Consider the following 12,281-nt stretch of genomic DNA (forward strand, 5'->3'; position numbering starts at 1 on the left):
GCGGGTGGGGGATGTATGGGAGGTCAAGGTGTCTCATGTCAATTGAAAACGTGACATCACCCCGTCATTCCGTGTGTTTGTTTTATGGAAGCAACTTGACTTCTGCATAGAGCGCTTTCAGATGAGCTATTCCCAAATCCAGAATAGGCTCATACATAAATGAGTTCAGATGAATGTTTTCAGGAGTCATCAAGTTAACTTGCTCAAGAACAGAAACATCTTCCAGCCTACCAAGGCCCAATCTCTTGTATTCCTGAAGAAGCTTGATTGTCTGATTCTTCTTGATGGCTTTAATAAAAACAGCATTGTTGATGGTTCTAATCATATGCCGTTCGGCTAAAAGTCTGATGGCAATTGATAGAACAATCTTTCCCTCAAGCTCTATTGCTTCCTCCTGCTGATTGAGAACCGATTCTGCTTCTTCGTGGATCACATCGATTACAAACTTCGCTGGTGGGGTCAGTGCCAATTGCTGCTTATCAGCCAGTATCTTTTTATATATCGCGCAAAGCTCATCAAGAGTTAAAGTGTCAGTATCATCTTTGACATGCAGCAGTGATGTTAGCTTTAAAAATTCATCTTTGTGCCCGCAGAATTCAGCCAAATTCCTAACAAAAGGGATGGCCGAGATGCAGTAAGCGGGTGTGGTGATATTATTCTTCCAATAATCAAATGGATTGTTTTGATACTTTTCTTGCACCAGCTTCAACTTTCTGCCGGTTTTTGTTGCATGTAGCTTGCAGCTCCAATTTAAATTTAACCGTCCGCTGATACTTCTGTAGAAGTCGAAGTTGTGAGAGAGAAAAAGACACATGAACTTCCCTGAGCTGAAAATATCCTTTAGATACTCAATGATTGCATACTTGTTTTTATAGTCAAAAGAATCTGCAATATCATCAATCACTAATATCGTAACTGCGCCTTTCTTCCTTCTTGTCTCTATCTCAAACAAGATGTTCAGTATATAAAGCGATCTTCTTTCGCCTTGACTAAGAACCTTTAGCAAGGATTCTCTAGCAACATCACTTTCACCATCACCATCTCTAAACTTGAATGAAATAGAAGGTTGTGAGCCTTTCAAGATTACATCATCTTGGTTTGCCACAATCATCTTGAACGGGACAGAGAACCGCTTGTTGAAGGAATCAACAACTGCTTCCCATTCTGTTCTTTCACTCTTAGCTTGCCCCACAGCTTCTTCAATAGTGACCTTGCTCGTTCTGTAGGCGTCTAGGAATTGACTATAGAGGTCTTTCTGATCGACCAAGTAAGCAATCCAAAGTTCCTTCTGAAGATTCTTGAAGTCTTTCAGGTATGGAAGGATGTGTTGGTTATCAAAGAGGTAGTCTCTAAATTTCCTAAGCTCAGTATTTTGGATTTTCTTATCTATCGCATCAAATTTTGTAGCAAGATCCTTGTCTGTCAGAATCTTCTTTCGCTCTTCCTCAATTTTCTCAGCAAGTTGATCAGCAGTAGTAACCTCTTTCATCCCATCTTTAGTTCTGAGATTTACTGTGTGCTTGGCTTCAAAAAACCCATTATCTTTGAGCTGCTTGTTAACAGTCGACGCGCCGTAGTGATTGAACTGCTTGCTGAGGACATCAGAATTGGACACCAGTTCGTTGTATTGTTGGATGTATTCTTCCAGCTGATGCTTGATGGACCCGGAATCCAAAAGTCCAACAGTCTTATCATTAAAAACTTCCGCATAAACAACACTGGAAAGCTGCGACGGAGTGCCGGCATTCACCTGTTCTTCCAGTGAATCTACAAGTTCAGCGAGTGATTTCTTTCCAAAGCATTTCAAAATTTCTGTTTCTACAGTAATTGTTCTCCCCGTCAATCCGGATAATTGTTTAAGTTTCAAAACCAAAGCTGATTGCTTGTCCGCAATCTCTTTAAGAGCATAATCATATCTTTTTTTTACTTCACTATTCACAAGAAGTAATGATGTATTCTCAGAGGCGAAATCGGCATTATATGGCTCTACAACAAAAACTGAATCAGCAGCAATGTCGATTCCCGCATCATCCTTGATGACTTTATGTGAAGCTCTATTTGGGAAAATAAGGTCTTTTGTTTCTCGTCCTTTGGAAAAATCATCGAAGGCTTTTGAAAACGAAGTTTTCATGAAACCATTTGGCGCATAGATGGCATATCCATTGCTATTGGTGAAATCAAATTCATGCACCAATTCACTGATGCCATAACAGTTCTTAAGGTCTACAGACAGCCTCATGTTCATCGCTCGAGTTTAAGTTCAAAAAATGAAAAACGTGGTCAGGCGCCCTCACGCAGTTCCCCTGCATTTTGGGAACTGGCTGCAACCTAGAAAGTTCTTGCTAGTCCGTCGATTCTTTCTCTGCACAAGCGCGCTGCCGCAGCGCGGACAGCTTGGGGTGGCGATCGTTGCAGAGGCATTGGATTCTGTGGAAGCGAAGTGGGATTCGACGCGTGCCACTTGTGGTATCGGTTGCGACGCTGCGTGTAGTTTCACCGCTCGAATCATTCCCAGCAGCTGCTCCCCACCAATCAATTCAATCGGCTTGCCTTCGGCGAAACGCTCAGCGTCTTTCGTGTAAGTACCGGTGCAGGCGATCTTCACCGCGTGGGCCTGGTGATGGGCGAGCAGGCCGAACATTTCGCGCACGACGCTGACGCCAACTTGCTGGCGCTTCCATTGCTTGCATTGCACCAGCGTGCGGCGGCCGTCCTTGCGCAGGATCAGGTCGATGCCGCCGTCTGCGCCGCCCAGGCCGGTTTCTTCAACGCTATAGCCTTGCCGGCGAAAGGCTTCGCCTACCAATAGTTCGAACTGGCGCCAGCCGCCGGCGGCCAGGCTCTCCAGGGTGGTGCGTGTCTCCAGAAAGCGTCGCCGACTGCGCGTGCCCAGATAGGAGCACAGCGCGGCGAGCCAGCAGACGCCGAGCAGCATCCACGCCAATGGCGCGAACACTCCATTGGATTGCTGGGCAAAGCCCTGCGACAGCATCCCGCCCTGGTGGGAGAACCACCAGCCGATGCCGTAGCGGACCCCAAGATAAGCAACGATTCCCGCAACGAGGCCGAGTGGCCACGGCAACGCGGCCAACGCTTCGAACCCGCTCTGCTTCTTTCTGCGTCCCATGCAAGAACCCCCGTTCCAGGTTCGAACATAACCGCTGAAACGCGCGTTGTCAGCAAGCGAACGATGCTATTGCGGTCTGTGGCTCATCAAATGTCGGGACGATGCGCTTCAGCGCAAATGGCTTATTCAAATGCCAATGCTTGAGCTCGCTCGCATCAGTTCAGTGCAGTTTGTGCAGGTATCCGCTGGCGGTAGGTGCTAACGGATGAGTGACATCGCAAGCCTCATAGACATTCTGGAAACCACTCGGTGGTTCCCACGCTCGGTAGCTATCTTTGCCAATGAGGTGCGCAAGCATTGTTCGTAGGTGGGCAGCAGCCCACGCTGCGCACGAGGCCTTTTAGCCAACGCCAATCTGTGCCGACGCGGCATTGCACCGCGACGCGACTACCGCTTGATTGCGCGACCAAGCGAGCCTACTAGCCCCCCCGGCCACCCGGCCACCCAAACGCGCGTCCTCGCCAGACGGCAAGGACGCGCAGTTCGACTTACTTGATTTCCACCGCACCCACGTCGCAAACGGCGGTGTCGCGTGCAACGCCACGCTGGTCGATGTTGCGGCAGTTATTGCCGAGATTGCGCACCGGGCTGTTGGCCGCGGGCAATTGGGTCAGCGTTGGTCCACCGTTGGCGGCCGGTGCGCTCAGCAGCGGATCGGTAGCGCGTGCCAGGCCGGCGGTGAGGCAGCTATGGAACAGGCCGCCCGCAGCCGAGTACTCGATGAGGTTGTTGCCGGTGCTGCTCTGGTCGCTGCAGAAGGTCCGCTCGGTCTTGGAGTAGAAGATGCCGTTGCGGATGTCGAAGCCGCTGCCGAACAACGTGGACCCTGGGGTGTTTTCGGCGAAGGTCACGTTGTTGAAGCGCACCGTGGTCTTGCCCTGGTCGCCATTGGACGGCTGCCAACCCACATGCTGGATCGCCGCGCCCACACCCTTTGCGTAGTTACCATAGAAGGTGCTGTTGCTGACATTGCAGGACGGGCCGTAGCAGTCCATATACAAGGCGCCGGCGTTGCTCTTTTCGGCGCGGTTGGAAAGGAAGCTGGTTTCTTCGACGTTGATGATGCCCGGGGTGGTGATGGTAGTGCCCGAGTGCGTGGTATCGCCGAAGCCCAGGCTGATGCGTGCACCACCGGCCGGGCCGCCGTAGGCGATGTTGTTGGCAAAGGTGGAATAGCGCACGTCGATGGTGTCGGGCGCATACGCCCACAGCGTGGCGCCGCCGCCGCTATTGGCCGCGGTGTTGTTGCGCACCACGGTGCCGCAAACGGAAAGTGTGGCGCCACCGGCAGCAGCGTTGAGGTAGCCGGCGAGCGAGGCGCCGTCGGTGTCGATCGCGCCGCTGTTGCCGAACTGGTCGGCATCCGGGAAGCCGGCCGGTGCATTGATGGCCTGGTTGCCGACAAACTCGGAATTGACGATGGTCAGGCGGCTGAGCTGCGTGTAGAGCGCGCCGCCCAGCCACGAGGTGTTCTTCGAGAAAGAGCTCTTGACGATGGTCACGTCGGTATCGCTGCCGGCGAAGATGGCGCCGCCCCCAATGCTGCTGCGGTTGCTGAGGAACTGGCTGTTGATCACTTCCAGCTTGCCGCGGTAATTGACGTTGATTGCTCCGCCACCCCAGGTGCCCGGCGCGTATTGCGTGTTGGATGCCGGCTGCACGGAGCTGCCGTTCTGCAGCTTGAGATTGCGTACAGACAGCGCATTACCATTGTGCACCTGGAAGATGCGCGCGGCCTGGCGGCCGTCCAGGGTGATCTTGCCTTGGCCATCGATCACCGTGGGCGTGCTGGCGCTGATGTTGATGGTCTGGTTGACGGCGATGCTGGCCGCACTCGCACCGCAGTTGAAGGTGACATAGCCACCTTGCGCCACCGCAGTTGCGAGTGCGCTGGCGGTACAACTGGCCGCGGTGCCGTTACCGACCACCACACCGGCGTTGGAATGCGCCCACGGCTGAGGCGTGGTGCATTGCGCCACCGATGGCACTGCGGCGATGGCCGCGCTGGTGGTGACGAGGGCACAAAGTCCGGCCGTCACGACGGTTGCGTGAAGTGTTGAACGCATGGGTGGTGTTCCTGCTTGAGAAAGGGAGTGGGGGAATGCGTGCTGCCAGCACGTAACGTCAACGGTCGAGATGACACGTGTGTTGCAGGCTGCGGGTCTGATGATGAGGGCGTGGCATGGTGCGCGATCGCACGCGTCGGTATTCCAACCTAAGTTCCAGAACACCATGCGTCGACGCGGCAGCGTCGTGCCAGCGCACATCGCTTCGCGCACGCGGAAAGTAGCGACTGCAGCGAGCAAACGATGCTGCAGTGCTTCATGCAATCGCGATGCTGCATGCAATGCAATGTAGCGCGGCAGCGCGCGTTACCATGCTGCCTTCTCGATCTTTTGCGATCTCGGCGATGCCCGATGCACCCCGCACGCACGATGGCACGCCGGCCAGCCGCTTCCAGTTGCCTGCCGGACCGTGGGTCTCGGTCTTCGATGCGCTGTGCGCGTGTTTTCCTGCGATTGCCGCCGAGCGTTGGCGCGACCGCTTCGCACGCGGCCTGGTGCGCGATGCCAATGACCATGCCTTGGCGCTTTCAGCGCCCTATCGCGTGGGTACGGAAATCCGCTATTTCCGCGAGGTGACGGATGAGCCGGTCATTCCGTATGTCGAGACAGTGGTGCACGCCGACGCGGATCTGGTGGTGGCGTGCAAGCCGCATTTTCTGCCGGTCGCACCGGCCGGTGTGTATGTGCGCGAGACGCTGCTGACGCGATTGGTGCAGCGGCTGGACAATCCGGCGCTGGTGCCGTTGCACCGCATCGATCGCGAGACCGCCGGGCTGGTGCTGTTCTCGGCGAACCCGGCCACGCGCGGGATCTACCAATCCTTGTTTCGCGAGCGGCGCATCCGCAAGCAGTACCTCGCAGTGGCACTGCCCCTTCCAGAGCTGACGTTTCCGCATGTGCGCCGCAGCCGGCTGGAGCCGGGCGACCCGTTCTTTCGCATGCGTGAGGGAATGGGAGACCCCAACAGCGAGACGGTGATCGAGGTGGTCGCGCGCGGAGCAGACACGTGGACCTATCGCCTGGAGCCAGTCACCGGCCGCAAGCATCAATTGCGTGTGCACATGGCCGCGCTAGGCGCGCCGATCCTGCACGACCGGTGTTATCCCGACCTCCAAGCCCAGCGGCCCGACGACCCGGAACGTCCGCTGCAACTGTTCGCGCACACGCTGGCATTCGATGATCCGCTCACCGGCGAGCCGAGAGCGTTCACCGCGACGGTGGGGCCGATGCACGTGAGCGCTCACTGACCGAAGGAGCGGTGCATGCAACCTGATCCGATGCGCGATGGTGCTGAGGTATCTGCCGGGACGTCGATTGCCCGCGTGGCATGGGCGCTGTTGTGGCTTGCGCTGGCCGTCTTCGCTACAGAATTTGTGCGCCACGTGTATCTGAAATACGCCGAGCTGGACTCGCCGGCATATGGCATGTTCCTCACTCGCCGCGGTTGGCTGTGGTGCCATCTGGGCGGCGGTGCGGTGGGCATCGCGCTCGGCACGGTGCAGTTCGCCACGCAACGCTGGCGCGAGCAGGCATGGGTGCATCGCTGGATTGGGCGTGCGTATTTCGCCGGCATGCTGGTGGCACTGTTCGGTGCCACTGCGTTGATCGCAACCTCGCCTGCGCCGATGGCGATCCGCGTCGCCTTCGCGGCGACGGAAGCGGCATGGCTGGTGGTGGCGTCCGTGGGCCTGGCGGCTATCCGTCGCGGACAGCTCGGTCGTCACCGACGCTGGATGGTGCGGGCGTATCTGGTAACGCTGGCGCCGGTCATGTTTCGCATCGCGCTCTACGCAGCGATCGCCGCTGGGGTGGCGCCTTCTCCTGACACGATTGCCGCGTTGCTCTGGGCAAGCTGGGCACTGCCGGTGCTGATCCACGTTGTGGCAACCAGCGTCGCACCGACCAAGCTCTGGCGCGTGCGCATGGCTGCGCCGCGCCAGGTGCCGACGTCGTCAACGACGCGCGGCTGAAACGGCGTCGGTGCGCCTCAACGCACCTTGTACAACACCGCCGCACCCGGCCGTGGTTCGAACATCGGCACGGTCTGCTGCTTGAGCGCGGTGCCCTTGGCGTCCCATACCTGCGTTTCGACCGGGTAGTCGTCCTTGCGGGTCATCGCGCCGATCTGCTGGACGATCACGGTCTTGCCGGCGGGCACTTCCGGGTTCCAGGCGAACACACCCAGGCGGCCGTAGAACACTGCCGGCGCTTCGGCATCCAGGCGGCGGTCGGGGCACATGACCAGGCCGCGTTCCAGCATCACGCGCAGCGCACCGACGGGCACGGCCTTGACGGTGGGTGTGGTGCGTTCGGTGCTGTGGCCGGGGCAGACATTGGCCGAGCGGGTGACCATGTCCTCGACCACTTGGCGGTCGGACTGGGCCAGCGCCGGCAGCGCGGCGGCGGACAGGGCAAGCATGGCGAGAGCGGATTTCCAGGGCATCTGACAACTCCTCATGAGGTGAGACTCCAACACTGCAGCCCATTCACGTGCAGGCTGCTGCCAGTGACGCGCCCGAATCCTAGCAATCCCGCTGTTAAGCGCTGCGAAGGTGCGAGCGAGCTTCCAGCCCCGGATGCACGCCGCTGCGGTGACGCGGCGCGTCATACAACGGCCGCCGACGCCTTCAGAGTGTGTCAGGAGTCTCCCGATTGAGCGGCAGCAGCGGCCCGGTTAGCGTGCGCGCACGTCCTCACCTGGAAGACTCCATGGAACGCGCCGACCTGATTGCAGCAGTGCTGACCGGTATGCGGCGCGCCGAAGATTTCCGTGCGCAGGCGTCGATCTACAGCACCGCGCATAGCCAGCAGATGGAGGTCGATCACGGCAAGGCGGCCGATGCCGAGCTGGTGCTATCGCTGTTTGCGTTCACTCCCGAGCACCTCAAATTGCTGGGTACCGCAGGCATCGAAAACCTGGGCGAAATTGTCTGCCATGCGTGGGCCTTGAACGGCGGCAACAACGAGGCGCTGATCCGCTGGTTCCGCGCACCCATGAACGCCCTCGATGGCCAGACCCCTGCCGAGATGGTGCGCGGCGGCCGCATCCAGGTGTTGTTGTTGGTGTTGCGGCAACAGGTGGAATGGGAATTGCCGCGGTCTGCCTGATGACCGACCGACAACGCCGCCTGTGCTGATGTGACGTGCACGGTGCAGTGCGTCGGTGTCGATATGCATTGCACGTGCGCAGTGCTGCGTGCAACGCCGTGATCCCACGCCTCTACCGCTTCGGTCGCGCCACTGTGTACATTTCTGCGGCGATCTTCTTCATCAGCGCGTCGTTGTCATCGCCCTCGACGTAGAGATCGAAGTGGCTGCGGCCTTCCAGGTAGCGGAAGTCGCTCTTGGCGCCCAGGCCATCCAGCACCGCCTGGAATCTATGCGCCGCGCCATCCAGGTAGAACGTGTCGGCGGTACCGACGATCACATGGATCTTGCCGTCCAGATCCGGTTTGAGCGTGGGCCAGTGCGCGGCCACGCGCGCGGAAATGTCGTAGTGGGTGCGCCAGTAGGCCACCACGGCCGGGTCCACGTTGCCGGTGTCGCGGTCGAACATCGGCAGCGGGCGGCCGTCGGCGCCACGCGGGGAAAACACCCACTCGAACGAGGTGAGCTGGCCGCCGTACGGGCCGATCACGCGTTCGAGCTTGGCGAAGGTTTCCAGATCGGCCACGACCTTGCCGTGGTCGCGGATCAGCGGGAACTGGCTGCCGTCGGCGCGCCGGTAGAGGTTGGCATTGGCCGCGTACAAGTCCGGGCCGGTGAAATCGTGGAAATCGCTGGAATCCGGCGACGTGGACCACGTGCCGCCAAACAGCTTGGGATAGCGCGTCTGCAACCACAGCGTCGCCCAGCCGCCGGACGAATGGCCGGTCAAGAAGCGGCCGCTGGCCTTTCCATCCATCTTGTACTGTCGCTCAAGCGCCGGGATCAACTCTTCGGTCAGCGCGGTGCCCCACGGACCGTTGTTGACCGAATCGGCGAACTCGTGGGTACCGGTAGGCGTGGCCTGATCCAGGAACACCCAGATCATCGGCGGGATCTGCTTGGCCGCCATCAGGCGCCAGGTGGACGCAATAGTGCCGGCGAAGCGGTTGTAGTTGCCGCCGAAGCCGTGCGTGACATACACGGTGGGATAGCGCGTGGCGGCCTTGGCGTTGTATCCCGGCGGGGTCATCACGCGTGCGCGCAGCGAGACCGGCCGGCCCCAGAACGCGCTGAGCGATGGGCTCACCATCGAGGCATCGGCGCTATGGTGCTTGGCCTCGGGCACCGCATCGCGCACCGCCTGCGGCGCGCGCGGCGAAACCTGCCACGGATCGTTCGAGACAGGCACCTGTTTGCTCAAGGTCAGCGCCGGCAATGGCTTGCCGTTGGCCAATGTCACGGTAGTGACTTCGCTCAGCAGATCGCCACCATCGCGACCGCTGTAGCTATAGCTGTTGTCCGGATCCAGCACCGCCTGTACCAGATACTCGCCAGATGGCAGCGCAGAAAACGCCTTGGGGAAGGCGATATTGTCCAGATCGATCTGGACGCTGCCGCCGGGTACCAGCGCGGTGACGTCCTGCGCGGCCACCGCCACTGCGGTGGGGCGGAAGGGATTCATATTCACCTCTTCCACCTTGCCGTCCTTACCGCCTTGCTTGGCTTCTGCCCTGGCATCCTTGGCCAGGGTGGCGAACACCAACAGGCGCCCGGAGGTGGCCTGGTCGGTCGCCCCGTCAAGGGTGACGCGCAGCAGACGATGGGCCGGCGCCGGCTCGGCGGCGTGCACGGCACAGGCGCACAGCAGGCCAATGGCCAGGCCCAGGCGCGGGGCAAGACGATGCAGGGACATGCAGATCCTTGAACGGGTGAAGGAGCGGGCGCGCTGGCCCTGTGCAGACTGTAGCCAGTTTCCGGGCAGCTGCGCGTGCTGTGGGCGAAGCGAGGTCAGCGCATCGGATCTGCGTGTTTTACGAATGCAGGTCGGGGTCGCTTGCAGCGCAGGCGAAAACCTTTTGGTGGTTCAAGGCACGACGTGCCGGCTCTTGATACGGACGCATCGACGCGTGTCACCTTGCCGCCGGCTTGCACGTCCCCCGCCACGCGACGGAGCCGTTCTGTTCCAGGTGTTGTGTGACGCCCTTGACCGGATGGGTCTGTTCTCTTTTGAAAACCAAACTGCATCACGTAAATAAAGCGTTGAGACGATTTGTCGGGTTGGCACGCTGCAGAAACTCAAGATCGCTGCACCAGGCAGTACGCGATGAAACATCGATGTAGATCTGGTATCACTCTCAACGACGTATTTCGTCGTCAAAAACACTGGCGATCATCTGCGGCTTGAGAGTTTCGAAAATGCCACTGCGTGCTCTGTCAACGCGCAGTACATCGCACGACGAACCATGGCCGCTGGTCATTCTTGCACCATAAACTCATAGTTAGGAGTGATCGACATGATCCATAACACACACCGGCGCGGTGCGATTGCGGCATGCAGTCTCTCGCTGCTGGCGACCGCACTGTGCATGAGCGTTGCTGTTGCCGCGCCGGTGCCCGGGAAGGAAACGGTCACGTTAAGCCATGTATTTGCCACGCTGCAGAACGGCCAGCAGGATCGGAAGCCCGAAGATATTGCGGCGTGTCGCAAGCAGGTTGCGGAAACGACTTCCAAATATCTGGGAATGGCGGTCACGACCACGTATTCCATCGATGTGCAGTCCAAGATGATGAATGCTTCCTCGTCGCTGCCATCGCCTGTTGCCATGCAGCCGCTGATGCTCACGGTGCCGTTGTCGCCGTTGGGATTGTCTGGCCAGTATGCCTTTGGTGCGTTCCGGCCCAGCGAATTGCCCAATACCTATGTGCTGTTCTCTATCGGGCTGAATTTCAAGGGGCCGAAATCGTCGGTGCTCGTGCTCAATAGCGACAAGAGCTACAACTGCCTGGTCACCAGCGATCCGGCGCCCTTCAAGGGAGCGCTGAGCAGCCAGCTCGGAAAAGACCAAGGGCGTTGATGGTTGCAACGTTCAAGTCGCCGCCGAACTAGTTCACTGACAAGCGTTTCAGCGCGCGGTGCCGAGGAGTTCTCTGCCGCGTTTTCAGAGCAGGTTGTGTCCAAAACAGGACCCTAGCCAGGGGCAAGCACGGCGGCGTTCTTCGCTACGAACGTTCCGAGTAGGCAGCACGGTTGCCTGCCGACATGTGTGGCAGGCAACTAGCCTCACCGATACGGCCCTGGCCCACGCCAGACCGGTTCGCCCTGGCGGTAAACCTCCATCATGTTGATGACCTCGCGGGCATCACCGATGGATTTCAACTCCGGTGAATCCGGCGGCAGCAGGCGGCATTTGCTGGAGCCACGTTTGAGCGCGACATCCAACGGGCAGATCATGCGTTGCTGGGTGCCGGGCAGGATGATGGCGATTTCCTGCATGCCTTGTTCTTTCCAGGCGCGCAGCTGGGTTTCGCTGCGCACCTCGTAATAGACCTGGAAGCCGCCAATATCCAGGCTGGGCTGGGCGTTGTTGCGGTCGTTGCGGCGGCCCTGGCTGATGGTGGGGGTGTTGGCCATGCCGTCTTCGGCGCCGTCGGCGGGCTCTTCGAGCATGCCCGGCGGGCGACCGGTCCAGGTTTCCGGGCGGCGTTGCGGTGGCGATGACGGTTCGGCCGGCGGCTGCGGCGGGGTGGGGCGCTGCACCGGTTGTGCACGGCGTTGCTCGGCCAGGCTGCCGCGGCGGGTATCGCCCTGCGGCGGCACCGGGTTCTTGGCGTTCTGGACCAGCGTCGATTGCAGCGGCGATGCGGCCGGCGGCGGCTGCACCGGCGCGGGGGTCTGCGAGGGCGGGGTGGGCGTCGGCGAAGGCGTGGGTTGCTGCGGCTGGTCGGTGTCGCCGACGAAATCCACCTTGATGCGTCCACCGCTAGCCGAGCCTTGCGGCGGGGTCATGGTGGGAGTGGACGCCGACAGCAGGATCAGCAGCATCAGCACGTGCAGCAACGCGCTGATCAGCGCGGCAATCCACGGTTCGATGCGTTCGATCAGCGGTTCGGTGCGGGGCAGCCAGTCGCTGGCATCCAGATGCACATGCAGCACCTGCAGG

At 59.4% G+C, this 12,281-nt stretch carries 10 protein-coding genes; 4 read left to right on the forward strand and 6 right to left on the reverse strand.

The annotated features are described in order from the left end of the window. Positions 1 to 82: 82 nt before the first annotated feature. The 3 genes from XpruCFBP8353_RS22455 to XpruCFBP8353_RS22465 all read right to left on the reverse strand — a co-directional run bounded on the left by XpruCFBP8353_RS22455 (position 83) and on the right by XpruCFBP8353_RS22465 (position 5,166). Entirely contained in the window at positions 83 to 2,239 is a 2,157-nt protein-coding gene (locus XpruCFBP8353_RS22455) for a hypothetical protein (protein WP_101365164.1), read from the reverse strand. Positions 2,240 to 2,290: 51 nt separating this feature from the next. Next, positions 2,291 to 3,127: a restriction endonuclease gene (locus XpruCFBP8353_RS22460; protein WP_101365155.1), complete on the reverse strand. Its 837-nt coding sequence runs from the start codon at positions 3,125 to 3,127 to the stop codon at positions 2,291 to 2,293. A 488-nt stretch (positions 3,128 to 3,615) separates the two neighbouring features. Next, complete coding sequence (locus XpruCFBP8353_RS22465) at positions 3,616 to 5,166, reverse strand: choice-of-anchor Q domain-containing protein (protein WP_207759701.1); 1,551 nt, start codon at positions 5,164 to 5,166, stop codon at positions 3,616 to 3,618. Positions 5,167 to 5,537: 371 nt separating this feature from the next. On the opposite strand from XpruCFBP8353_RS22465, the gene XpruCFBP8353_RS22475 reads away from it, so the two are divergent. Then, a complete protein-coding gene (locus XpruCFBP8353_RS22475; protein ID WP_101365157.1) occupies positions 5,538 to 6,440 on the forward strand; it encodes a pseudouridine synthase in 903 nt (300 codons plus the stop codon). 30 nt (positions 6,441 to 6,470) lie between these two features. Next, a complete protein-coding gene (locus XpruCFBP8353_RS22480; RefSeq protein ID WP_243391186.1) occupies positions 6,471 to 7,163 on the forward strand; it encodes a DUF2306 domain-containing protein in 693 nt (230 codons plus the stop codon). A 17-nt stretch (positions 7,164 to 7,180) separates the two neighbouring features. Here the strand turns inward: XpruCFBP8353_RS22480 and XpruCFBP8353_RS22485 are convergent, their stop codons facing one another. Further along, positions 7,181 to 7,636 carry a hypothetical protein gene (locus XpruCFBP8353_RS22485; protein ID WP_162301155.1) on the reverse strand — a complete coding sequence of 152 codons (456 nt, stop codon included), beginning with the start codon at positions 7,634 to 7,636 and terminating at the stop codon, positions 7,181 to 7,183. Positions 7,637 to 7,902: 266 nt separating this feature from the next. Here XpruCFBP8353_RS22485 and XpruCFBP8353_RS22490 point away from each other — a divergent pair, with 266 nt between their 5' ends. Next, positions 7,903 to 8,301, forward strand: coding sequence for an antitoxin Xre/MbcA/ParS toxin-binding domain-containing protein (locus XpruCFBP8353_RS22490; RefSeq protein WP_162301156.1), 399 nt, complete (start codon positions 7,903 to 7,905; stop codon positions 8,299 to 8,301). A 112-nt stretch (positions 8,302 to 8,413) separates the two neighbouring features. On the opposite strand, the gene XpruCFBP8353_RS22495 is transcribed toward XpruCFBP8353_RS22490, so the two are convergent. After that, complete coding sequence (locus XpruCFBP8353_RS22495; RefSeq protein WP_101365160.1) at positions 8,414 to 10,033, reverse strand: alpha/beta hydrolase; 1,620 nt, start codon at positions 10,031 to 10,033, stop codon at positions 8,414 to 8,416. Positions 10,034 to 10,706: 673 nt separating this feature from the next. On the opposite strand from XpruCFBP8353_RS22495, the gene XpruCFBP8353_RS22500 reads away from it, so the two are divergent. Beyond that, positions 10,707 to 11,195 carry a hypothetical protein gene (locus XpruCFBP8353_RS22500; protein WP_101365166.1) on the forward strand — a complete coding sequence of 163 codons (489 nt, stop codon included), beginning with the start codon at positions 10,707 to 10,709 and terminating at the stop codon, positions 11,193 to 11,195. A gap of 206 nt (positions 11,196 to 11,401) precedes the next feature. Here the strand turns inward: XpruCFBP8353_RS22500 and XpruCFBP8353_RS22505 are convergent, their stop codons facing one another. Continuing rightward, a complete protein-coding gene (locus tag XpruCFBP8353_RS22505; protein WP_249027459.1) occupies positions 11,402 to 12,280 on the reverse strand; it encodes a type II toxin-antitoxin system RelE/ParE family toxin in 879 nt (292 codons plus the stop codon). Between the last annotated feature and the right edge of the window lies 1 nt (position 12,281).

The organism is Xanthomonas prunicola, assembly GCF_002846205.1.
Classification (GTDB): Bacteria; Pseudomonadota; Gammaproteobacteria; order Xanthomonadales; family Xanthomonadaceae; genus Xanthomonas; species Xanthomonas prunicola.